This is a genomic window from Rhizobium sp. N621 (genome assembly GCF_001664325.1).
GTDB classification, from domain to species: Bacteria; Pseudomonadota; Alphaproteobacteria; order Rhizobiales; family Rhizobiaceae; genus Rhizobium; species Rhizobium esperanzae.
Genome location: NZ_CP013496.1, coordinates 275,249 through 296,375, shown reverse-complemented (window position 1 = coordinate 296,375; position 21,127 = coordinate 275,249). Strand labels below are relative to the sequence as shown.

The following is a 21,127-nucleotide window of genomic DNA, read 5'->3' as shown; positions in this document are numbered from 1 at the left end:
GGGTTATCGACAGCGCCGCTTTTCGTCCGGCGATGAGTCATCTAGAAACCGTCAGACACGCGGCGTCAGGAGATCAGATGGTGGGAAAGACGATCAAAACCATGGAGGACTTTTCGGAGTTCGTCGGCTTGTCGCGTCCCACCGTCTCGAAATATTTCAGCGATCCGATGTCGGTGCGCCAGAAGACACGGGAAACAATCGAGCAGGCGCTGAAGAAATCGGGTTTCCGGCCGAATATCTTCGCCGTCAACCTCAACCGGCGGCGCAGCAACATCCTCGGCGTCATCATCCCCAATTCCACCGATCCCTTCTACATGGCGCTCACCCGCCGTATCGAGATGATCGCCAATGAGTCTGGGTTCCTCGCCTTCGTGCTGTCGTCGGACGGCAAGGCCGAAATGGAGGACCGGGCGATCAAGACGCTGAAATCGATGAACGTCGCCGGCGCGATCATCGCGCCGCTCGGCGTCGAATCTCATCACGCCACGCTCGACGAGCTTGGCCGCAGCGTACCGCTCATCTATGTCGATTCGCCGCTCGACGAGACATCCTCCTTCGTGGGCACGAACAACCGCCAGAGTTTCAACCTGATGGTTGATTATCTCTGCCGCTCGGGCGAGCCGCCATGCTATTTCGGCATGCCGCATGTCAATACCAATGCCTTGACCCGCCAGACGGCCTATCTGGAAGCGATGGACCAGTTCAAGATGGCGCCCAGCATTGTCGAGCTGACAGACAGCAAGAGCTGGGACTTCGAGCGCTTCGGCTTCGAGGAAGCGACCCGCATCTTGACGTCGGGGCAGGGCTTTCCGACGCGCACTGTGCTCTGCGCCAACGACCGCGTCGCCTTCGGCGTCATAGCCGCCGCATTCCAGCTCGGCCTCAAGGTCGGCCACGGCGCCAATTTCGACTTGCGGGTCGCGGGACATGACGATCACCCGCTGTCGCGCTACGCCTGCCCCCCGATCACGACGGTGGCACAGAATTATAACGAGATCGGCCGGCTCGCGATCGAAATGCTGCTCGGCAGGCTCGGCGAGGGCGAGGGTCCTGCTAGCGCGCCGGCGGCCCGCATTCTTCTCAATGCCGAGCTCATGCTGCGGACCTCGGCCTGACATCGCATCTCAGGCGCGGGGCAGTCCCGGCGGCCGCAAATGTTTCCTCAGTGCCGCAATCCTGAAAATGGCGTTCGCGGCGCCATAACCTCGATAACCGCGCCGCTCGACGATCTCGAAAAACAGGCCCTCGCCATAAGTCGGGCTGTAAAGCTGGAAATATTCGCCGGAGTCATCGCGGTCGTAGAGGATGTTGTTGGCTTTGAGGCGATCGGCGAAGTCGGCGTCGAGGCCGAAGCGCGCTTCGAGATCGTCATAATAGTTCGGCGAAATCGTAAGCGCCACGAAACCGTTTGCAGCAAGAGCGGCGGCGGCCGCAAAAATGTCGTCGGTCCTGAAGGCGAGATGCTGAATGCCCGAGCCGAAGGTGTCGGCGATGAAGCGACCGGCGAGCGTATTGCGATTTTCCGCACCGTTCATGGTGATGCGCAAAGACCCGACGCTGTTCTCCACGACCTGGCTGCGGACGATACCCGAGGGATCGACGATATCGACCATCGGCGTCTTCTCGGCCTCGACGAGCGAGGTGTAGAACAAGAGCCAGGTCAGCAGCTCCTCATATTTCATCGTCTGCGCCATATGATCGATCGATTGCAGCCCCACCGGCTGCGGAGCGGCCTCATCCTCGATCGCATCGAACTCAATTTCCCAGATGCGGCCGAGCGCGGTCTTGCGGTCGAGGAAATAGAGGACGCCGCCACCGACGCCGCGGACCGCCGGCATCTCTATCTCACCGGTATCCAGCGATTGGGAGAACCGTTCGGCGCCCAGCGCCATCGCGCGCTGTAAGGCCGCCTTGGCATTGTCGACCATCAGGCCGGCGGCGTAGGCGGAAGTGCCATGGACGGCGTAGGAGGCGCTGGCAAAGCCTTTCCGCTCGGTATTGATCACGAGATTGATGGCGCCCTGGCGAAAGACCGTCACCCGCTTGGTCTTGTGTTTGGCCGCCTTGCGAAAACCGAGGCTCGCAAACAGCGCCTCGAGCTCCGGCGCCTCGTCTTCATCGGCGGTGAACTCGACGAAGGCGATGCCCTCGACGGCAACGCGCGGCGGCATTGAAGGCACCGGCAGAGCGCTCTCCGGCTGCTCACGCTTCACCTGATCGCCGAGATAGATCAGCGAACGGCGGCCGTCGACGGCAATCGCGCTTGGCGAACCGCCGCGGAACTGGTCATTGAAAATCTCCAGCGAGAGATAGCCGTCATAGCCGGTTGCGGCAACGGCCTTCATGAAATCGAGCACCGGCAGGTCGCCTTCACCCGGCATGTTGCGGAAGTGCCGGCTCCAATAGAGCAGATCCATATCGATCACCGGCGCATCGGCAAGCTGAATGATGAAGATCTTTTCCTTCGGGATCGACCGGATCGAGTTGACGTCGATCTTGCGCGACAGCGTGTGAAAGCTGTCGAGGATCAGGCCGATATTCGGATGATCGGCCCGCCGGACGATCTCCCAGGCATCGCGATGGTCGTGTATGTGGCGGCCCCAGGCGAGCGCCTCATAGCCAACGCGCAGGCCGCGTTTGGCGGCGCGCTCACCGAGTTCACGAAAATCCGCCGCCGCCCGGTCGAGACCGCCGAGTGATGCCGGCGAGACGTTGGAGCAGACCAGCACGAGATCGGTGCCCATTTCCTGCATGAGGTCGAATTTGCGCTCCGCCCGGTCGAAGGTGCGGCTGCGCAGCGGCTCCGGCATGCCTTCGAAATCGCGGAACGGCTGAAAGAGCGTGATCTCCATGCCGAGATCGCGCACCATCCGGCCGACCTCCTTCGGGCTTTCGTCGAAGATCAGGAAGTCGTTCTCGAAGATCTCAACCCCGTCGAAGCCGGCCTTGGCGATCGCCTCCAGCTTGTCGCGGAGGTCGCCGCTCAGCGAAACAGTCGCAATCGATGTCTTCATCGCAGTGGTCCTTGCGAGAGCGTTAAGTCGTCATGGTCTTGAAATGCGCAAGCATGCGACCGGCATCCGGCTCCCTGCCGGTAATCAGGCGAAAGGCGCTGACCGCCTGAAAGACAGCCATGCCGCCGCCATTGAGCGTCCGGCAACCGCGCTGCCTCGCCTGCCGCAATAGCTCGGTCTCCAGGGGGAAGTAGACGATCTCGGCGACCCAATGCCGCCTTTCCAGAAGTTCGGGCAGAAGCGGCGTGCCGGGATATTTGGCCATGCCGGTCGGCGTAGCGTGGATCAGCCCGGATGCCGCCTTCATCGCGGCCTCGAGGTCGCCGCCGGCAGTGATCGACGCATCGGGAAAGAGCGCGGACATCGTTTGCGCCAGATCGACGGCGCGCTCATGCTCACGATCGAAGACCGTCAGTCTCTTCAGGCCGAGGGTCAGGATCGCATAGGCGGTTGCGACACCCGCTCCACCCGCTCCGAGCTGCACGGCCGAGAAAAGATCGGCCTGCGGCAGCCCGCGCCGGAAGCTCTCGGCGAAGCCCCACCAGTCGGTATTATGCCCGAAGCGCTTGTTGTCCTTCAGCACGACCGTATTGACGGCGCCGAGCGCCCGGGCTTCCGGCGACAGCTCGTCGAGCAGGGCAATGACGAGCTGCTTGCAGGGATGGGTGATGTTGAGGCCGGCAAGACCACGCTCTTCGGCATCCGCGACCAGCCGCGAAAGATCGGCAGGCGAGGCATTCAGCTTGACGAGATCGATCAGTTCATAATCGTAATCCAGCCCCTGCGCCGCACCTTCCTCCATATGCATGGCAGGCGTCAGCGAAGCCTGGATGCCGGAGCCGATCAGCCCGGCCTTCAACGGTTTCAGCAGTGTCTCGGCCATGCGCCAGTTCCCGTTTCTCTTGTGATGGGAAAGGCCCGCAGGATCGCTGCGGGCCCTGATCCGCTTACTTGCCGCGAACCGTGTCGAGCTCCTTGAAGAGCTGCGTGACGGTCTCCGCGCCGATCTCAGCCGTGAACTTGTCGATCAGCGGCTTGACGGCGTCGCGCAGCTTCTGCGTCTCTTCGGGGCTGAGTTCGGCGACTTCCATGCCGGTCTTCTTGATTTCCGCGATCGCGTTGGCATCCTTTTCCCTGGACACCTTGCGCTGATAGTCGCGGGCTTCCGTTGCGGCGGACTGGAAGACCGCCTTTTCCTCATCGTTCAGACCATCCCAGAACTTCTTGCTGATGAGCACGATCTGCGGATTGTACTGGTGACGGGTGATCGTCATGTACTTCTGCACTTCGAAGAATTTGGCATTGATGATGTTGGCGGCCGGGTTCTCCTGGCCGTCGACGGTGCCGGTCTCAAGCGCTGTATAGAGCTCCGTATAGGGCAGCGGCACGGCATTGGCCCCGAGGCTGTTGAAGAGTTCGATCGGAATCGGCGACTGGATGGTGCGGATCTTCAGGCCCTTGATATCCTCGAGCTTGGTGACGGGATGACGGTTGTTGGTGAGGTTGCGGAAACCGAGCTCCCAATAGCCGAGACCGACGAGGCCATTATCGGGCAGGAGCTTCATCAGGTCGGTGCCGAAGGCGCCGTCCATCACCTTGTCGGCCTCTTCGCCGCTGTTGAAGAGGAAGGGCAGGTCGACAGCGCCGAACTGCTTGACGTTGCTGGCGAGAATACCGGCGTTGAGCACCGTCATCTCGATCACGCCGCCCTGCAGCGCCGACACGGTCTGGACGTCGCCGCCGAGCACGCCGCCCGGAAACAGCTTGACCTCGATCTTGCCGCCGCTCTTTTCCTTCATCAGCTCGGCAAACTTCTCCATGCCCATGACCTGGGGATGGCCCTTGTTGTTGGCAGCGGCGAATTTGAGGCTGTGTTCGCGGATTTCGGCCATTGCAGGGCCGCTTGCCAGGAGGGCAATCGGCAGGGCCAGCCCCAGAGCCAGTTTCGTCAATCTAGTCAGCATGTTTTCCTCCCAGGATGAGGCCGGCATCTCCCTCCGGCCATGTTGAAATTCAATCGCCGCAGGCGAAGTCAGTGCCCGAACCAGGCGACCGGCGCGGTCACCAGTGTGGGAAAAAAGACGAGCAGAAAGAGAACGATCAGTTCGGCGATCATGAAGGGAATGACGCCCTTCATCAGATCCTCCATCGAAAGCTTCGACACACCGCAGATGACGTTGAGAACCGTACCGACCGGCGGCGTGATCAGCCCGATCGAATTATTGATGATGAACAGCACGCCGAAATAGACCGGATCGATCCCCGCCTGCTTGATGATGGGCATCAACACCGGCGTCATGACGAGGATCGTCGGCGTCATGTCCATGGCGGTACCGACGACGACGATCAGCACCATGATGGCAAGCAGCAGCAGTGTCTGCTTGTCCATCAGCGGTTCGACGAGAGCGGCGAGTTCGCCGGGCACGTCGGCGACGGTGATCAGCCAGGCCGAAACGGCGGCGCAGGCCACCAGGAACATCACCACTGAGGTGATTTTCGCGGCCGCGACGAAGACCTCGAACAGCCGCGACGGCGGCAGTTCCCGATAGACGACCATCGATACGAAGAGCGAATAGACAGCCGCGACGACACCGGCTTCAGTCGGCGTGAACACGCCGAATTTCAGGCCGAAGATGATGATCAGGGGAAGCATCAGCGCCCAGATGCTCTCGGCGAATGCCTTCATCCGCACCGCGCTGCTTTGCTTCGGCGGAAGGGCGAACTGCTCCTTGCGCGCCACGATCAGCCAGGTGACACAAAGGGCCGCGCCGATCATCAGGCCTGGAAAAATGCCGGCCAGGAACAGCTTGGTGATCGAGACCCCGCCGATGACGCCATAAAGGATGAAGCCGATCGAGGGCGGGATGATCGGGCCGATGATCGAGGCGGAAGCGAGCAGGCCGCCGGCGCGAGCCGGATCATGGCCCGATTTCAGCATCATCGGGAAGAGCAGGGCGCCAAGCGCGGCCGCATCGGCGACGGCCGATCCGGAAAGACTCGACAGCACACAAGCCGCGAAGATGGCGACGAAGCCGAGGCCGCCCCTGATATGGCCGACCATGGCCATGGCGAGATTGACGATGCGGCGCGAAAGGCCGCCTGTGTTCATCACCTCGCCGGCGAGAAGGAAGAAAGGCACGGCCATCAGCGGAAAGCTGTCGGCGCCGTTCAGCACGTTCTGCGCGACGATCTGCGCATCGAACATGCCGAGATAGATCATCAGCGCCACGCCTGTAATGATGAGGGCAAAGGCGATCGGAACGCCGAGCGCCATCGGACCGAGAAGGGCGCCGAGGAAGATCGTGACAGTCATGACGCGCTCCTCAGTGCTTCGGCTTGAGAACGGGGAAGGCCGTCTGCGCGGGATCTTCGAGTGCCGCCTGTTCCTCGCTGTCGCGCACAAGCTCGGCGGTCGTCACGTCGATGCGGTCGGTCACGATGGCAAAAGCGTCCCAGAGAAGGATGAAGAAGGCCGGCACGCCAAAGGCGAGCCCCGCGCCGTAGAAGACGCCCATCGAAATGCCGGTCGCCGGGGCCGAGACGTGAAGGTTGATCAGCGTTTGGGCCCAGCTGCCGCTGATCATCAGCCAGGTGGCGACCAGCATCATTCCATAGCCGAGGAGCACGGCGAGCTTCGCGAGGGGTTTCGGGAGGCGGACGATGAGGGAGTCGACGCCGAGATGGGCATGCTCGCGCATTGCCACCACCGCGCCGAGGAAAGTCAGCCATATGAAGAAGATACGCGACAGCTCTTCCGACGAGGTGATGCCTTGGTTGAAGGCATAACGCAACACGACGTTCCCGAAGACGAGGACGACCATGCCCGCCAGTAATAGAGCGATCGTTGCTTTCAGCGCGAAGAAATAAAAGTCGATAATACGGGTCATTCGCTCCTCCAAGCGCGGCCTTGTTTAGGCCGTCCGCCGACCATCCGTCAGACATGCGAAAGCGTGCCGTGACCGAACAATTGCCGTCGCGATCAATTCCTCCATTGTCGCACTTCCAAAATGTACTAACTAGTTCGTATGTCAAGCGTCATCTATTGAAACATGCGGCCAAGGTGAATAAGACTGACGAAAAGACATATGGAGACGTTCGCGTCGAACGCCGGCCACGGTCTGAATTCCTTATGCACGACAATAGGTTAGAGGATCGGCAATCAGGCTCATGGCGGAACGGGGCGAAAACGGCCGGAAGAACGATCCACAGCAGACGAAGGAAGATATCCTCCTCGTCGCAACGGAGGAATTCTCCACCCATGGGCTTGCCGGCGCCCGCGTCGACGCGATCGCCGAGAAGACGCGCACCTCGAAGCGGATGATCTATTACTATTTCGGCAGCAAGGAAGGGCTCTATCTTGCCGTCCTCGAGCAGTCCTACCGCAAGATACGCTCGCTGGAATCCGATCTGCATCTGTCCAATCTCGAGCCGGAAGAGGCGTTGAGGACGCTGATCTCAACGACTTTCGATCACGACGAGGCCAATCCTGATTTCGTCCGTCTCGTCAGCATCGAGAACATTCATCATGCCGCCCATATGCTTCGCTCCGAGGCGATCCGCGATCTCAACGTCTCGGTCATCGAAACCATCGCCGGCATTTTGCAGCGCGGCTTCGACCAGGGCGTCTTCCGGCGGAACGCCGACCCGATCGACATCCATATGATGATCAGCGCCTTCTGCTTCTTCCGCGTCTCGAACCGCTATACGTTCGGCACGATCTTCCGGCGCAACCTATCGGACAGCGACACCATCGAACGCCATCGCGGAATGATCGCCGATGCCGTCGTCAGCTATCTGAAAAGCTGACGGCGCGGTCTCCTCAGCCGCGCTGGGAAAGCAAGGGTATCGCAATCTCGAATTCGGCGCCGGCGCCGGTCGTCTGCCGAAGGTGGATCGTGCCGCCGTGGGAGCTGAGCATGGCATGGACGATGCCGAGCCCCATGCCGGTGCCGCCCTCTTCGCGGCGGGTCGAGAAGAACGGCTGAAAGATGCGGTCGCGGTTTGCCTCGGAAATACCGCTGCCATCGTCACGGACGAGAATGAGTGCTGTTCGGGCGTCGGCCGACACCCTGAATTCAAGCAGCGTGGCGCCGTGCTGAAGGGCGTTGTCGGCAAGGTTGGCGAAAACGATGATGGCAGCCTCGTCGGGAAGCGCAATCAATGTCTCCGTATCGCCTGTCCCTGAGATATCAAGAGCGGGAAATCGCTGGCGCAGTAGGGCCATGACGCTTGCAATGCTGCTTCCGCCCCCGGTCATCGGCATTTCCGCCTGTGCAAGTTCCCTCAGCCGCTGCAGCAGCGCGTCGAGACGGACAGCGTCGGCGGCGATGTTGTCCAGAAAGTGCAGGCGTTGCGCCTTCGTCATCGCTCTGTCGGCATCATCATCGCGCAGAAGCTCCGCCGCGCCCCGAATGGCCGTCAGCGGCGATTTCAATTCGTGGGACACATGGGCGGCAAAGGAGCGGACATATTCGGTGCGGTCGACCAGTTTTCCCGCGAGATCGAGGAAACTCTGCGACAACACGGCGATCTCCCGCGTCCCATAGCTTTCAAGCGGACGGATCGCTGCCTTGCCGCCGCGGGCGATCTCATCCGTCCGGGCGATCAGGGCGTCGATGGGACCGGTGATGGTGCGCGTCAGCACGTAGGCGACGGCGAGCGTCAGCACGAGGACGACGACGAGGGCGATGATTTCCACCGGCTCCATCCGCTTCGCGCTCGCCTCCGTGGCGCGAAACCAGATGACGATCAGGACAGGCAGCGCCATCACCGTGAGAAGCACCGCGTAGACGATCAGCGCCAGCGGCGGCCGCCATTTCACCCGGACTTTCGGCGCCGGCATCACGCCTTCCTCCCGATTTCACCGCCGAGCTTGAAGCCGATGCCGTGAACGGTTGCGATGACCCCGGAGCCGCCGGCGGCGGCCAATTTGGCCCTGATATTGCGAATATGGCTGTCGATCGTGCGATCGGCGACATAGGTGCCGGCGCCGTAGGCCGCCTCCATCAATTGCTCGCGGCTGAAGACCATACCGGGCCGTGACAGCAATGCGTCGAGGATGGCGAATTCGAGCGCCGTCATCGCAACAGCGCTCTTGTCGAACATAACGGTCCTGCCGGCGCGATCCAGGCTGAGCTCGCCGGCGACGAGCGTGGCGTGGCGCCTGTCAGGCCCCGCTTCATTGCCACTGCGCTTCAGGATCGCCTTCACCCGCGCCACGAGTTCACGCGGGCTGAAAGGCTTCGTCACATAGTCGTCCCCGCCGATTTCGAAGCCCAATATCCTGTCAATTTCCTCGTCCCGCGCCGAAAGAAACAGGATCGGCAGTCCTGACGTCGTGCGGATCTGACGGCAGACTTCCAGACCGTCCATACCGGGCATGCCGACATCGAGAATGATCAGATCGATATTGCCGCGGCGGAAGGCCGCCATCGCCTCCGCACCGTTGCGGGCCGCCATCGACGCCAAGTCCGCGCGTTCAAGGGCGAAACAGATCACATCGCGGATGTGAGGTTCGTCATCGACGACGAGAATACGGGGCGCCATCACTAGTCCTGCGTTGGTTTGTCGTGCCTGTTGTTATCGTTCTCGTTCGATCTTGCAATGGTCGCAGGAGCCAGAAGATGGGTCTCCAGCCGCGCTGTCCGGAAAGTCCAGCTTCGCCAGCCGCGCGGGTGCTGTTCAAAATCCCTGACGAGGTCGTATCGGATTGATAGCGCTTCGTTCCTCTTGTCGACCAGGTGGTCCGGCAGCATGCTGAGGTAAAGATCGAGCGCCGGAATGACGGAAGGGCCGAGCGAGGAGAGATAGGCAAAGTCGAGCGGCAGGCCTTCCTGGTTGATTTCCTGGCTATGGATGACATTGAAGCGGGCGATGAATGCCGGGAAATCGATGAAGGCACTGATGTAGAGAACCGTCACGAGGGAGGCGAGGTTGGCGGCGATCAGCCACTGGTTGGATAGGTTGAGCAGAATGCGCAGCAGGATGAGCACCAGACCGATGGCGACGAGCCCCATCCAGAGACCGGCGGCGACACGCAGTTCCGTCAGCGAATAAGCTTCGACGTAAAGTCCAAGGCGCAGCATCGACGACAGGCAGAGAAGGACATTCTGGGCAATCCAGGCGTGGACAAGGCCGCGGATGAGCGGACTATAATCGCCGGGCCCGCCGCGCCGCATGGCAACGAGTACAAAGCCGGCGGCCAGAAGCGCCGTCGCAATCAGGGGATAGGCGCCGCGATGTGCATATTCAGCATGACTCATGTGATCCGGCAGATCCGCGCCACCCCAGAGATAGACGAGATCGAGGAGCGTCTGCACCGCAAAGACGGCATTGAACAAGGCGAGCGACCGCAGCAGCGAGGCGTGGCCGAGCGGTGCATTCCTGGCGGGCACGATCATGAACGTCCTGCCGGCCTGCGACCGCGCAGCACGCCGCTTCAAGCGCGGCCGCAGCATCGCCCAAACCACGATGGCGGTCATCAGCCAGAAGCCGATCCGCCAAGGATCGAGGAACTGCAGCAGAACGCCGAAATCGATGCTCCGCAGCGCAATCTCGAGAAGCGGGTTCGCAGCCGCAAAGAGAGACACGAAAACCGCTGCGAGAACAACAGGCATGATCCAAAGACCGATGCCCCGTCGAACGCTGACAAGGGAGAGGCGTCTGCCCGGCGTCGCAAGATATTTATTGATGCTCTCGACAAGTCGCAAAGGAATGACGAACGCGAACCGAAGAAATACCGGGGGCAGGGCTGCTAGCCGACGAGGCATCAGGTCGGCGCTGACGAGAGCGACCGACATCAGCCCACCGACGCAAAAGGCAAGGCCCGTGAGTGAGGGCGCTTCCAGCAGGGGCGCCGAAGCCAGGACCAGAAAGCCCACGAGAAGAGCCGCTGTCGAAGGCGATGGCGGCTTGCGCGCCGAGAACAGAATGCCGATGCAGACCGCAACAGCAAAGAGAAAAAGATTGATCCCGGGCGCGTGACCAAAGATCAGAAAGTCGGCAAGCGCCACCAGCGCAAGCAGCGCGGCGACCCGGCCGCTGCCGCGCCTGATGGGCATCGGTTGTGTCAGGATGTCGGCTGTGTCCATTGCTGCTCCTCTTGCGGATGCCGATTTTCAATCATGATGAGCGTATTTCCCAACCTTGCCTCGATAGGAACCTCGGTCAGCCACCACCCGTCCTTGCGCAGGCGATCCGGCAAGGTTGGCGATGTGAGGCGCGGCGGGGTGTCGTTTTTGCTCATGACGGGAAGATGCCCCGCCGGATTGCAGATTTTGTGCAGAGAGCGAGGAGCAATTCAGGAGATTGTCCGATCGGGAGGTTATGGAGGGTCGCTCCAGCTCGCAGCGGCCGTGACGGCGGGTGGGAATTCCCCGATCCCTCCGGAGCGCGACAACGAACGTCACCCGATCAGGTGATGCTTCTGCCGGTTCACGGGGATGGCAAGTCGAAATGAACTAAGGAAGCGGGGAATATCGCCGGTCGGCGAGCGAGGACCTCATCGGTATCGAGGCGCACGCCTGGCATTATGAAGCAACTCGCAGGCTGTCGCGAATGGTCCGAAGAGTTTGAGCAACAACGCTTGCTCCTCGACATCTATCCGATGGCGAGCGCAAAACTCGGTTACGGACCAGACTTTCGTCAGATCGTCCGTCTCTATTTGCTTGGATTCGATGTGTTCGGTCAAGGGCGTGTCCTCCGAACATCGAGACTACGCCCGCCTCTCTTTTATAAGAACTAGCTAAAAAGGGTTATGTCTACCAACCCTTGCTCCAAGGGCGGCACATATACAGAAAAGCCCGCCGATTGCGCGGCGGGCGTCTTGTCTCACCGATCTATTGCTGCGGATCAAACACCGACGCTGTCGGGATGAGCGTCCGTGCCGGTGATGTTGAGCGTCACCAGGGCAGTGTCCGTGTGGCCTTCGCCGTCGGAGATCTTATAGTAGCGAAGAACTTCCGTGTAGGTCTGACCATCGTTCAGATCGCTCGTCAGATCATAGGTGAACGAGCCGTCGGCCTTGACGTGGAACATGCCGTAGGTGCCCTGAACATCGGTTACGGCATCAGCCTTGGAGTCCACCTTCGTGCTCAGAAACTGACGGAGAAACAGCTTGCCGTTGTCGCCGGCAATGTCGTTGTCGAGAACGTTGCCGGCAATGGGGCTGCCTTCGGTGAAGCTGTAGGTATCGTCGACCGCGATCGGCTTTTGGGTAACGCCCTGTATGTTCAGCGTGAAAAGGCCAACATCGGTGTGACCGCTGCCGTCGGAGATCTTGTACGATACCTTCTCCTGGAGCAGTTCGCCGTTGGTGAAGCCAATCTTGGCAGCATCGCTCAGAACATAGGTATAGCTGCCGTCCGGCTTGACGAAGAACGTGCCGTACTCACCCTGAATTTCGGTGACCTGGCTCATGCCGCTCTTAGCACCAACGCTGGCACCGTCAAAGGCGCGCAGGAACAGGTGACCGTTGTCGGACGAATCGTTGGAAAGCAGATTTCCGGAAATTACGTCAGTTTCTTGAAATGTTGCACTATCATCAGTTGCGTGAATTGGGGAAGCCATTAGTTTCTCCTAAAATTGTATATTATCGGGCCAATTTGACCTTCGAGAGCGGCTTCTTTAACAACTTATTAATACTTCAAGTCAACGGGTTATTTAACGAAAGGTTAAAATTCACCTATAACGTGTGTCGCCGCTTCTTAAAACGACCATTACGTACGCCGCTTCAATCAAATTTGAAGCAATTTAGAACAATTTACACGCGGTAAACTTGAAGGAACTTCTGTGGCGACTGAGTTACGGCGGCGTTTTTCTGGTGCTGCTTTATGGTGCCCGCACACCATTGCAATCCCCGTCGCCGCCACCTATTTTTAGAGCCGAACCCGATCCCATCGGTCACTCAAGCAGTGCCGACTCGTCAAAGAACGTAAAGGATCGGCGGTGGGCGTCATCCGCCCGCTATGGGCAATCCCAGCAACAAACGATAAATCCGGCCGCGGCCGGCAGAGGATTTCTTTTTGAGCGACGAAACACAGCGACTGCGATTGCGGTCGTAGGCCGGCAAGCGCAAAAGGACGACATGTTCCCGAACTTGCCGGAGCCTCAAAGGCATTTCAACCTCTTTAGCCGCGCGAATACAGACGCCGATCGTCGCGCAGTTTGGCTGAAAGACGATCGACACATCATTCAACAAGGAGAATTCGACATGCAGGTACTCGTCAGAGACAACAATGTCGATCAGGCCCTCAGGGCCTTGAAGAAGAAGATGCAGCGCGAAGGGCTGTTCCGCGAAATGAAGGAACGGCGCGCCTATGAGAAACCGTCCGAACGCCGCGTCCGGGAAAAGGCGCAGGCGATCAGCCGGCAGCGAAAGGCTACACGCAAGAAGATGCAGCGCGAAGGGCTGCTGGTCGGGCGCAAGCGGACGGCCGCACGTTAGAATCATGCCCCGGTCTCAGCGGTTACATTTCCCGAAAGGATAGACAATGGACGAATTGAATAGCCTCACCATTTCGGAGGAACGTCTCGAGGATTGCCGCGATGTCGTGGAGCCGGATTTGCAGGAGCTGATCCAGCGCGCACTGACATCGGGCTTTTCACGAGAGGAAATCCTCATAGCAGTCAGCGAATTGGTCGCAGAAGATTTCGCGATGGTCATGGAAACCCCGAGCGTGCATTGAGGAACGAGCGGTGGCCATGATGGCACAGAAGGATCTCTTTGGCGGGGCTGACGACGGCTTTCCCGAGGGTTTCCAATATTCGCGGGATATTGTGCCCGCCGATCTGCAGCGCTCGATTCTCAAAGCAATACCTGTCCTGCCGTTCAAAGCCTTCGACTTCCATGGGTTCGAAGGCAAACGCAGAACCGTCTCCTTCGGCTGGAGATACGACTTCGAGAGCCAGCGCATGAGAAAAACAGAGGAAATACCGTCATGGCTGCTCCCCATTCGAGAGGTCGCCGCACACTTCGCGAATATTGTGCCGGAGGCGCTGGAACATGCTCTCGTGACGGAATACGCACCCGGCGCGCCGATCGGCTGGCACAAGGATAAATCCGTGTTCGGACGGGTCGTCGGCATCTCCCTGCTTTCGTCCTGCACCTTCAGGCTGAGGCGCCGGAATGGCGACAAGTGGCAGCGGCAATCGCTCGTGCTTGAACCCGGCTCCGTCTATTTGTTGGCCGGCGCCTCAAGAACGCTCTGGGAGCATTCCATCCCGCCTGTCGATCGACTGCGTTATTCAATCACCTTCCGGGAATTAGCCGAATAGACCGCGGGAACATCGGCTCCAGCAGATGGTTACTCCGTCTTCACACGAATGGAGATGACGATGGCCGACCAGGATGACGCGACACGGGTATGGGAGTTGATCGACAGAATAGGGTTCTGCATGTTGACGACCCGCAACGGCGACAATCTGCGCGCTCGACCGATGTCCGCCTATAGCGCGCAACTTGAAAACGCGGTCTATTTTCTGACTGATCTCGCTAGTCACAAGGACGACGAGGTCGCCCGTTGGCCGAACGTCTGCCTGGCCTTTGCCGACACCAAGGCACAGAAATATCTTTCCGTATCGGGGATGGCCGAGGTGCAGAACGATCGCGAGAAGATCCGTGAATTGTGGGCCACTCCGGCAAAGGCCTGGTGGGACAATCCCGACGATCCCTCCATCCGCATCCTCAAGGTCACCCCGTCTTCGGCCGAATATTGGGACAGCCCCGGCATCATCATCAGCTATATCAAAATGGCGGCCGCAGCGGTCACAAACAGCAAACCGCATATGGGCGACAATGCCGAGGTCACGCTCTGAGACACAGGCGCGGAGGCCGAAGGCATGCCGCTCGCCAACCGACGTCAAGCCCGGTTGGCCGACGCCTTGACGAAATCGATGAATGCTCTGAGCGGCGCAGGCACCAGACGCCGGCCGGGATAATAGAGGAACGGCCCGGAAAAGCGTTGCCACCACGACTCGAGGATAGGCTCAAGTGCGCCGCTGTCGAAATGCGGGCGCAGCCAATCTTCGAAAATGCAGACGATTCCTGTGCCCGCTATCGCCGCGTCGACGGAAAGATCGGTCGCCCCGCCGACCCTGACGATCAATGGGCCGGCCGGTTCGATCCGCACCACCTCGCCGCCCCGCTCATATTCCCATGGGGTCGTCAGCGCACCGCTGGCAAAACGGCCCAACAAGCAGGCATGATCGAGGAGTTCACTCGGATGTTGCGGCCGCCCGTGGCGGTCAAGATAAGCAGGCGATGCTGCAGTGGCAAAGCGCTGGTGGCGCGGACCAATCGGAATCGCGATCATATCCTGCTCCAGCCGCTCGTCATAACGGATGCCGGCATCACACCCGGCAGCGAGCACATCGACAAAGCTCTCCTCGGCGACGATCTCCACGCGAATGTCGGGATAGGCGGCGAGGAATGGCGGCACGATAGCGGGCAGCACCAGCCTCGCAGCGCTGACCGGAACATTGAGCCGCAGCGAACCAGCCGGCCTGTCGCGAAAACGGTTGACCACGTCGAGCGCGGCCTCCACCTCCGTCAAAGCAGGGCCGAGCCGCTCTAGCAGTCCCTTGCCCGCTTCGGTCGTAACGACGCTACGCGTCGTGCGATTGAAGAGCCTGACGTCGAGATCGGCCTCCAGGCGACGCACCGCTTCGCTCAAGAAGGAGGCGCTGCTGCCACTGGCACGCGCTGCCTCGCGAAAACCACCCGCCCGCGCCACTGCGACGAAGGCGTTGAGATCACTCAGGTCTGCTTTCACTGTTCGTCACTCCGCACAGCCTGTGCACATTGTACCCAATTATCATACGCGCCGCTACGGCGTAAGCTCGACCTCATCTCTTGAAAGGAGTGAAATCATGTCCATCATAGATCAGTCTGGCACATTCAATCTCGGCGACCACAAGGTGAGGCGACTTGGCTATGGGGCCATGCAGCTCGCCGGGCCCGGCGTGTTCGGCCCGCCCAGGGATCATGACGCCGCGCTTGCGGTGCTGCGCGAGGCGGTCGCAAGCGGTGTCAATCACATCGACACCAGCGATTTCTACGGTCCGCACATCACCAACCAGATCATCCGCGAAGCCCTCCATCCCTATCGCGATGATCTCGTCATCGTCACCAAGGTCGGCGCAAGGCGCGGCACGGACGGGTCCTGGATTCCGGCTTTCTCGCGCGATGAGCTGACCGAGGCAGTACAAGACAACCTCCGTAATCTCGGCCTTGACGTGCTTGACGTCGTCAACCTCAGGATTATGTTCGACGTGCATGGCCCTGCCGAAGGCTCTATAGAAGCACCCCTGACGGTGCTTGCCGATCTCCAGCGCCGGGGTCTCGTCCGCCACGTCGGCTTGAGCAACGCCACGTCGCGCCAGGTCGCCGAAGGCCGCGGGATCACCGAGATCGTCTGTGTGCAAAACCAGTACAATCTGGCGCATCGGAACGACGACCGATTGATCGACGATCTTGCCCGTCGGGGCACCGCCTATGTACCGTTCTTTCCGCTCGGCGGATTTACGCCGCTACAATCGTCCACGCTCTCCAATGTCGCCGCACGCCTGAGTGCCACGCCGATGCAGGTGGCGCTCGCATGGCTGTTGCGCCGCGCACCCAATATCCTGTTGATCCCAGGCACGGCCTCGCTCGGCCATCTCAGGGAGAATCTCGCCGCCGCCGGATTGGCGCTGCCGGATGATGCCGTCGAGGAACTGAACCATATGGCTGACATCGCGGCCTGACGCCTGCCGGTGGTGCGATCGTTACGCCGTGTTCTCGCGCGGCGTGGCGATCTTGCCGGACGTGGTAGCGCAATCTGCAGGTCGGCCGCACCTTGTTGGCTGCGCCAACGGGCCGGTAAACGAGAGCATCAGGAAGGCTTCCGTGTCAGAAGCTCATAAGCCACCAAGGCTCCTGACATCGCCAGAAAAACCACGATTGCCAACGGATAATTGGCACTGGTGTTCGGATCGGTAAGCTTGGGAAGGCCGAGGACAGCGCCGGCCGCCAGAATCGCCGAGAGCACAATCTCCTGAACGATTAATCTCCAAAAACCCGTCGTGACCAACCTCCTGTCATCTCCGTATTATCGGCCGATGGGACGCCCAGTCTTTATACTTCACGATGCAGCCGTTGGGAAACACGCATTGACCGCACGGTCCAGTGACCATGCGGTCTCGGTTTCAACGCTTCGGCAGCCGACTTGTTGCGGCTATGCTTTCAATAGCGCTCCGGTACGTGCATTTCAGGCGGAACCGGCGCCCTGATGTAGTCGGCATGGCGGATACGATCCGGCAGCTGAATCTCAGGCTTCGGGACATCCTCATAGGGAATCTGGTCGAGAAGATGGGCGATGCAGTTCAGCCGCGCCCGCTTCTTGTCGACGGCCTGCACCACCCACCACGGCGCCTCCTTGGTGTGTGTGCGCGCCAGCATTTCTTCCTTGGCCTTGGTATATTCCTCCCAGTGGATGCGGCTTTCCATGTCCATCGGCGAAAGCTTCCACTGCTTCAGCGGATCGTGGATGCGCATCTTGAAGCGGAATTCCTGTTCCTCGTCGGTGATCGAGAACCAGTATTTGATCAGGACGATGCCGGAACGGACGAGCATCCGTTCGAATTCGGGCACCGAGCGGAAGAACTCCTCGAGTTCGTCAGGGGTGCAGAACCCCATCACGCGCTCGACGCCGGCGCGGTTGTACCAGCTGCGGTCGAAGAGCACGATCTCGCCGGCGGTGGGAAGATGCGGGACATAACGCTGGAAATACCATTGATGGCGCTCCCGTTCGGTCGGCGCAGGCAGGGCCACCGTCCGGCAGACGCGCGGGTTGAGCCTTTGGGTCACGCGCTTGATCGCGCCGCCCTTGCCGGCCGAATCCCGGCCTTCGAAGAGCACGACCACTTTCAATTGCTTGTACTGGACCCAATCCTGCAGCCGCACCAGCTCATGCTGCAGCCGGAACAGCTCGCGGAAATAGATCCTTCGATCGAGCGTCTGCTCCGCCGGTTCGGTCATTCCTTCGACGACCAGATCGTCCAGCCGGTCTTCCTCCATCTGCATTTCCAGCTCCTCATCGAAGCTGTCGGCGATTTCGGCCTTTATCCGGCTGAGCTGGTCCTGATGTATTTTAGACATGGGCTTTTCCTTCCTGCTCATCTGACAGGAGCATGCCACTGCAAACTTTGTGTGACGGTTGGATAACCCCAAGCTCGTTCACTTGTTCGCTTCTTTCGTCATTCCGTATGCCGGAGATCGTTTCGACGCCGGTCGCACCGAGGCGAAGGCGTGTCTAGAGCAGTCCCGTCCTGTAGCGCTCGACAAGGTTGCGGCAGGCGCGGATCGTCAGCGCCATGACGGTGAGCGTCGTGCCGGCGATGCCGCTGCCCGGGAAGGCGCTGGCGTCGGTAACAATGACGTTCGCGGCATCCCAGAGCTGGTTGTAGGAATTGAGCACGGAAGCTTCCGGGCTTTCGCCCATGCGCGCGCCGCCGGTTTCATGGATTGCCGCGCCCATGCACATGGTCTTGCGGAACCATTTGCGGAACATGAAGCGGCTGAAGACATCGGCGTCGGGAAAGGCGCCCCTGCCCATCTCCTTGAGGCCGCGGGGAGAGCCGATGAATTCAAGATCGCCGCCGACCTCCCTGATCATGGCGATCAACGTTTCCTCCTGCCGGCGAAGCAGCGCCTGCTCCTCTTCCTGCATGACACAGCGAATGTGCGGCACCGGAATGTTCCAGGCATCCTTTCGCTTGGCATCCAGGGTAATGCGATTGTCGGCATAGGGCAGCATGCGGCCGAAGCCGAAGAAGGCGAGACGCGCATCGGCCTCCTCTGACACCGGTGCCCTGCCGACGCTGCCCTGATAGTCGAAATCGCCGCGGGCGGCGTCACCCTCGCCGAAACGCGGGATGAAGATCCCACCGGACGGATTGTAGAAGGGATCGACGGGAGCGGAATCGTCAGCGGCCCAACCCTTCGCCTTGGAAAAGGAGCCGAAAGCGAGGCATGGAAGCTGATCCATGAAATAGCGTCCTAACGCGCCCGAGCTGTTTCCGAGCCCGTCAGGATGTCTTGCCGATGCCGAATTCAGCAGCAGCCGCACGCTCTCGATCGGCGAGGCGGAGAGCACTACCGTCGCGGCATGCGCCGTCGAAACCTTCCCCGTATTGCGATCGATGAATTCCGCGCCGGTGGCGCGGCCGGTTTCTCCGTCGGTGGTGATGCGACGGACGACGGCGTCGTAGCGGACCGTCAGCCGGCCGGTCGCCTTTGCCTCCCGCAGCGGTCGCGGCATGCGTTCGGCGTCCGGCGCGATATAGCGCCAGGAGACGACGCGCCTCTCCGGCCATCGGCTTTCCACTGCCTGCTTGAAGATCTGTTCTGCCGGCGTCAGGTTGGCCGGCTTCGCATAGAGGCCGTCCGGCAAGGTCGGCACATCATCCTTGTTGCCGTAGAGCCCGAGATAGGCCTCCACCTCTTCGTAGAACGGCGTGAGCTCGTCATAGGAAACCGGCCAGTCCACGCCCTTTCCGGTGCGCGATCGGATTTTGAAATCATCGTCGGTCCAGCGCAGCAGCACGCGGCCGAAACTGTGCAGACGCCCGCCGCCCTGGCGGCCGCGAATCCAGAGAAAGGGCTCACCTTTCGGCGTCGTATAAGGGTTCTTGCGGTCGTTGACGAAGAAGTGGCTGAAGCGTTCGGTAAAGAAGGCCGCCCGCGCCTGGATCGGCTGGCCCTTCAGGGTGGCACGTGCGCGCTCCCAGATATTGATACTACTTGCCGGCGCCTTCTTGCGCGCCGGGTCGAAATCCTTCGGCTCGACGGCGGGGCCGGCCTCGAGCAGCAGCACCGACAGCCCCTGAGCCGTGAGTTCTTTGACGGCGAAGGAACCCGCCGCGCCGGAGCCGATCACCAGCGCATCATAAACGATCTCAGACATGTCTTTTTCAAATCCTGTCCTGGGCAATTCCTCAAAGCAGCGCAAAGCGCATGCGAAATTGCGGGAAAGCAAAGGGATGGCGCGTCAAAGCCGCGACCCATCGGCAGCGAAGAGCGACGCCTTGGTGATATCGAGACCTGGAGCCACGGCATCGCCGGGCTTGAGGTCGACGTCGCCCATGAAACGAAGCGAAAGGCTTTGCTCCGCCCAGTCGAACCAGACGACGGTATCCGATCCCATCGGCTCGACGACGGAAACGCGGCCAGGAATGGTGGGCAGCCCGCTTACCGCCCCCTTGAGCACAAGGTGCTCAGGGCGAACTCCTAACGTAACAGGCCCTTCCGCCGTCGCGGCCCGGAAAGCATATCCCGAGAGATCGACGACCAGCCCGTTGCTCCGGAAGACCGGCGAGGCGCCGTCGCGTTCGATCCGGCCCTCGATGAAATTCATCGCCGGAGCACCGATGAAGCCGGCGACGAAGAGGTTGGCCGGACGGCGGTAGATCTCCGCCGGCGAGGAAAGCTGCTGGATCACGCCGTCGCGCATGATGGCGATTCGATCGGCGAGCGTCAGCGCTTCGACCTGATCATGAGTCACATAGATCATGGTATTGCCGAGGCTCTGATGCAGCTTTTTGATCTCGACGCGCAATTCGTTGCGCAGCTTGGCGTCGAGATTCGACAGCGGTTCGTCGAAGAGGAACACATCCACCTCCCGCACCAGCGCCCGGCCGATGGCGACGCGCTGGCGCTGACCGCCTGATAGTGCGGCAGGGCGCCGATCGAGCAGCGTCTCGAGGTGGAGGAGGGCGGCGGTGCGCGCGACGCGCGCTTCGATCTCGGCCTTGGGCAGGCCGGCGACACGGAGCCCGAAGGAGAGGTTCTTGCGCACCGACATGCGCGGATAGAGCGCGTAGGACTGGAAGACCATGCCGATGCCGCGATCCTTCGGCTCCTCCCAGCTGACGTTCCTGCCGGAGATCCACACCTCGCCCGCCGTAATGTCCTGCAGGCCGGCAATAGCGTTCAAAAGCGTGGACTTGCCGCAGCCGGAAGGGCCGAGCAGCACCAGGAACTCGCGGGGCGCGACGTCGATCGACATCTTCTCGATCACCGTATGGTGGCCATAGGCGATCTTCAGGTCCTTGACGGAGACGGCGGATTGCATCGA

At 60.7% G+C, this 21,127-nt stretch carries 23 protein-coding genes; 7 read left to right on the top strand and 16 right to left on the bottom strand.

What is annotated here, in order from left to right:
- The first annotated feature begins 101 nt into the window (after window positions 1-101).
- Entirely contained in the window at window positions 102-1,115 is a 1,014-nt protein-coding gene (locus tag AMK00_RS22610) for a LacI family DNA-binding transcriptional regulator (RefSeq protein ID WP_064811950.1), read from the top strand.
- A gap of 9 nt (window positions 1,116-1,124) precedes the next feature.
- Here the strand turns inward: AMK00_RS22610 and AMK00_RS22605 are convergent, their stop codons facing one another.
- The 5 genes from AMK00_RS22605 to AMK00_RS22585 form a co-directional block, all read right to left on the bottom strand.
- Entirely contained in the window at window positions 1,125-3,014 is a 1,890-nt protein-coding gene (locus AMK00_RS22605; RefSeq protein WP_064811928.1) for a bifunctional sugar phosphate isomerase/epimerase/4-hydroxyphenylpyruvate dioxygenase family protein, read from the bottom strand.
- A 22-nt stretch (window positions 3,015-3,036) separates the two neighbouring features.
- Window positions 3,037-3,897 (bottom strand): shikimate dehydrogenase, encoded by an 861-nt coding sequence (locus AMK00_RS22600; RefSeq protein ID WP_064811927.1) that lies wholly within the window; start codon window positions 3,895-3,897, stop codon window positions 3,037-3,039.
- Window positions 3,898-3,961: 64 nt separating this feature from the next.
- Complete coding sequence (locus AMK00_RS22595; RefSeq protein ID WP_064811949.1) at window positions 3,962-4,978, bottom strand: TRAP transporter substrate-binding protein; 1,017 nt, start codon at window positions 4,976-4,978, stop codon at window positions 3,962-3,964.
- 68 nt (window positions 4,979-5,046) lie between these two features.
- Complete coding sequence (locus tag AMK00_RS22590; RefSeq protein ID WP_064811926.1) at window positions 5,047-6,327, bottom strand: TRAP transporter large permease subunit; 1,281 nt, start codon at window positions 6,325-6,327, stop codon at window positions 5,047-5,049.
- A 10-nt stretch (window positions 6,328-6,337) separates the two neighbouring features.
- Complete coding sequence (locus AMK00_RS22585) at window positions 6,338-6,901, bottom strand: TRAP transporter small permease (RefSeq protein WP_064807134.1); 564 nt, start codon at window positions 6,899-6,901, stop codon at window positions 6,338-6,340.
- A gap of 280 nt (window positions 6,902-7,181) precedes the next feature.
- Here AMK00_RS22585 and AMK00_RS22580 point away from each other — a divergent pair, with 280 nt between their 5' ends.
- Window positions 7,182-7,820 (top strand): TetR/AcrR family transcriptional regulator, encoded by a 639-nt coding sequence (locus AMK00_RS22580; RefSeq protein ID WP_064807132.1) that lies wholly within the window; start codon window positions 7,182-7,184, stop codon window positions 7,818-7,820.
- Window positions 7,821-7,833: 13 nt separating this feature from the next.
- Here the strand turns inward: AMK00_RS22580 and AMK00_RS22575 are convergent, their stop codons facing one another.
- The 6 genes from AMK00_RS22575 to AMK00_RS22555 all read right to left on the bottom strand — a co-directional run bounded on the left by AMK00_RS22575 (window position 7,834) and on the right by AMK00_RS22555 (window position 12,581).
- Window positions 7,834-8,856, bottom strand: a complete 1,023-nt coding sequence (locus AMK00_RS22575) for a sensor histidine kinase (RefSeq protein ID WP_064811925.1) — start codon at window positions 8,854-8,856, stop codon at window positions 7,834-7,836.
- Window positions 8,856-9,560, bottom strand: a complete 705-nt coding sequence (locus AMK00_RS22570) for a response regulator transcription factor (protein ID WP_064811924.1) — start codon at window positions 9,558-9,560, stop codon at window positions 8,856-8,858. Before AMK00_RS22570 ends, AMK00_RS22575 begins: the two co-directional genes overlap by 1 nt.
- 2 nt (window positions 9,561-9,562) lie before the next feature.
- The gene (locus AMK00_RS22565; RefSeq protein ID WP_064811923.1) at window positions 9,563-11,104 is read right to left on the bottom strand and encodes a DUF4153 domain-containing protein; all 1,542 of its coding nucleotides are present in this window, start codon (window positions 11,102-11,104) and stop codon (window positions 9,563-9,565) included.
- Window positions 11,083-11,259 carry a hypothetical protein gene (locus AMK00_RS32680; protein ID WP_167377212.1) on the bottom strand — a complete coding sequence of 59 codons (177 nt, stop codon included), beginning with the start codon at window positions 11,257-11,259 and terminating at the stop codon, window positions 11,083-11,085. The genes AMK00_RS22565 and AMK00_RS32680 overlap by 22 nt, the downstream gene beginning before the upstream one ends.
- 255 nt (window positions 11,260-11,514) lie before the next feature.
- Window positions 11,515-11,703, bottom strand: coding sequence for a hypothetical protein (locus AMK00_RS22560; RefSeq protein WP_064811922.1), 189 nt, complete (start codon window positions 11,701-11,703; stop codon window positions 11,515-11,517).
- A gap of 161 nt (window positions 11,704-11,864) precedes the next feature.
- On the bottom strand, window positions 11,865-12,581 hold the full coding sequence (locus AMK00_RS22555; RefSeq protein WP_064807121.1) for an Ig-like domain-containing protein: 717 nt from the start codon (window positions 12,579-12,581) through the stop codon (window positions 11,865-11,867).
- 643 nt (window positions 12,582-13,224) lie between these two features.
- Here AMK00_RS22555 and rpsU point away from each other — a divergent pair.
- From rpsU to AMK00_RS22535, 4 genes are read left to right on the top strand one after another with little or no spacing between them, the layout of a single operon-like run.
- Entirely contained in the window at window positions 13,225-13,458 is a 234-nt protein-coding gene (gene rpsU / locus AMK00_RS22550; protein ID WP_064807120.1) for a 30S ribosomal protein S21, read from the top strand.
- Window positions 13,459-13,504: 46 nt separating this feature from the next.
- Window positions 13,505-13,699, top strand: coding sequence for a hypothetical protein (locus tag AMK00_RS22545; RefSeq protein WP_064807118.1), 195 nt, complete (start codon window positions 13,505-13,507; stop codon window positions 13,697-13,699).
- 19 nt (window positions 13,700-13,718) lie between these two features.
- Window positions 13,719-14,288: an alpha-ketoglutarate-dependent dioxygenase AlkB gene (locus AMK00_RS22540; RefSeq protein ID WP_189637644.1), complete on the top strand. Its 570-nt coding sequence runs from the start codon at window positions 13,719-13,721 to the stop codon at window positions 14,286-14,288.
- A 60-nt stretch (window positions 14,289-14,348) separates the two neighbouring features.
- Window positions 14,349-14,828: a pyridoxamine 5'-phosphate oxidase family protein gene (locus AMK00_RS22535; RefSeq protein ID WP_064811920.1), complete on the top strand. Its 480-nt coding sequence runs from the start codon at window positions 14,349-14,351 to the stop codon at window positions 14,826-14,828.
- 44 nt (window positions 14,829-14,872) lie between these two features.
- Here AMK00_RS22535 and AMK00_RS22530 read toward each other — a convergent pair whose 3' ends face one another.
- Complete coding sequence (locus AMK00_RS22530; protein WP_064811919.1) at window positions 14,873-15,784, bottom strand: LysR family transcriptional regulator; 912 nt, start codon at window positions 15,782-15,784, stop codon at window positions 14,873-14,875.
- Window positions 15,785-15,881: 97 nt separating this feature from the next.
- Between AMK00_RS22530 and AMK00_RS22525 the strand changes: the two genes are divergently transcribed.
- Window positions 15,882-16,757 carry an aldo/keto reductase family oxidoreductase gene (locus AMK00_RS22525; protein WP_064807112.1) on the top strand — a complete coding sequence of 292 codons (876 nt, stop codon included), beginning with the start codon at window positions 15,882-15,884 and terminating at the stop codon, window positions 16,755-16,757.
- A 128-nt stretch (window positions 16,758-16,885) separates the two neighbouring features.
- Here the strand turns inward: AMK00_RS22525 and AMK00_RS22520 are convergent, their stop codons facing one another.
- The 4 genes from AMK00_RS22520 to AMK00_RS22505 form a co-directional block, all read right to left on the bottom strand.
- Complete coding sequence (locus AMK00_RS22520) at window positions 16,886-17,083, bottom strand: hypothetical protein (RefSeq protein ID WP_064811918.1); 198 nt, start codon at window positions 17,081-17,083, stop codon at window positions 16,886-16,888.
- A gap of 152 nt (window positions 17,084-17,235) precedes the next feature.
- Window positions 17,236-18,150, bottom strand: coding sequence for a polyphosphate kinase 2 (ppk2, locus tag AMK00_RS22515; protein ID WP_064811917.1), 915 nt, complete (start codon window positions 18,148-18,150; stop codon window positions 17,236-17,238).
- Window positions 18,151-18,304: 154 nt separating this feature from the next.
- Window positions 18,305-19,957: a GMC oxidoreductase gene (locus tag AMK00_RS22510; RefSeq protein WP_064811916.1), complete on the bottom strand. Its 1,653-nt coding sequence runs from the start codon at window positions 19,955-19,957 to the stop codon at window positions 18,305-18,307.
- Window positions 19,958-20,041: 84 nt separating this feature from the next.
- Window positions 20,042-21,124, bottom strand: a complete 1,083-nt coding sequence (locus AMK00_RS22505) for an ABC transporter ATP-binding protein (protein WP_064811915.1) — start codon at window positions 21,122-21,124, stop codon at window positions 20,042-20,044.
- Window positions 21,125-21,127 lie beyond the last annotated feature (3 nt).

What these genes read in the sequence shown, in the direction of transcription:
- AMK00_RS22610 (WP_064811950.1), top strand. Translation starts at nt 102, where the DNA reads ATGGAGGACTTTTCGGAGTTCGTCGGCTTGTCGCGTCCCACCGTCTCG.
- AMK00_RS22605 (WP_064811928.1), bottom strand. Translation starts at nt 3,014, where the DNA reads ATGAAGACATCGATTGCGACTGTTTCGCTGAGCGGCGACCTCCGCGAC.
- AMK00_RS22600 (WP_064811927.1), bottom strand. Translation starts at nt 3,897, where the DNA reads ATGGCCGAGACACTGCTGAAACCGTTGAAGGCCGGGCTGATCGGCTCC.
- AMK00_RS22595 (WP_064811949.1), bottom strand. Translation starts at nt 4,978, where the DNA reads ATGCTGACTAGATTGACGAAACTGGCTCTGGGGCTGGCCCTGCCGATT.
- AMK00_RS22590 (WP_064811926.1), bottom strand. Translation starts at nt 6,327, where the DNA reads ATGACTGTCACGATCTTCCTCGGCGCCCTTCTCGGTCCGATGGCGCTC.
- AMK00_RS22585 (WP_064807134.1), bottom strand. Translation starts at nt 6,901, where the DNA reads ATGACCCGTATTATCGACTTTTATTTCTTCGCGCTGAAAGCAACGATC.
- AMK00_RS22580 (WP_064807132.1), top strand. Translation starts at nt 7,182, where the DNA reads ATGGCGGAACGGGGCGAAAACGGCCGGAAGAACGATCCACAGCAGACG.
- AMK00_RS22575 (WP_064811925.1), bottom strand. Translation starts at nt 8,856, where the DNA reads ATGCCGGCGCCGAAAGTCCGGGTGAAATGGCGGCCGCCGCTGGCGCTG.
- AMK00_RS22570 (WP_064811924.1), bottom strand. Translation starts at nt 9,560, where the DNA reads ATGGCGCCCCGTATTCTCGTCGTCGATGACGAACCTCACATCCGCGAT.
- AMK00_RS22565 (WP_064811923.1), bottom strand. Translation starts at nt 11,104, where the DNA reads ATGGACACAGCCGACATCCTGACACAACCGATGCCCATCAGGCGCGGC.
- AMK00_RS32680 (WP_167377212.1), bottom strand. Translation starts at nt 11,259, where the DNA reads ATGAGCAAAAACGACACCCCGCCGCGCCTCACATCGCCAACCTTGCCG.
- AMK00_RS22555 (WP_064807121.1), bottom strand. Translation starts at nt 12,581, where the DNA reads ATGGCTTCCCCAATTCACGCAACTGATGATAGTGCAACATTTCAAGAA.
- rpsU (WP_064807120.1), top strand. Translation starts at nt 13,225, where the DNA reads ATGCAGGTACTCGTCAGAGACAACAATGTCGATCAGGCCCTCAGGGCC.
- AMK00_RS22545 (WP_064807118.1), top strand. Translation starts at nt 13,505, where the DNA reads ATGGACGAATTGAATAGCCTCACCATTTCGGAGGAACGTCTCGAGGAT.
- AMK00_RS22540 (WP_189637644.1), top strand. Translation starts at nt 13,719, where the DNA reads ATGGCACAGAAGGATCTCTTTGGCGGGGCTGACGACGGCTTTCCCGAG.
- AMK00_RS22535 (WP_064811920.1), top strand. Translation starts at nt 14,349, where the DNA reads ATGGCCGACCAGGATGACGCGACACGGGTATGGGAGTTGATCGACAGA.
- AMK00_RS22525 (WP_064807112.1), top strand. Translation starts at nt 15,882, where the DNA reads ATGTCCATCATAGATCAGTCTGGCACATTCAATCTCGGCGACCACAAG.
- ppk2 (WP_064811917.1), bottom strand. Translation starts at nt 18,150, where the DNA reads ATGTCTAAAATACATCAGGACCAGCTCAGCCGGATAAAGGCCGAAATC.
- AMK00_RS22510 (WP_064811916.1), bottom strand. Translation starts at nt 19,957, where the DNA reads ATGTCTGAGATCGTTTATGATGCGCTGGTGATCGGCTCCGGCGCGGCG.
- AMK00_RS22505 (WP_064811915.1), bottom strand. Translation starts at nt 21,124, where the DNA reads ATGCAATCCGCCGTCTCCGTCAAGGACCTGAAGATCGCCTATGGCCAC.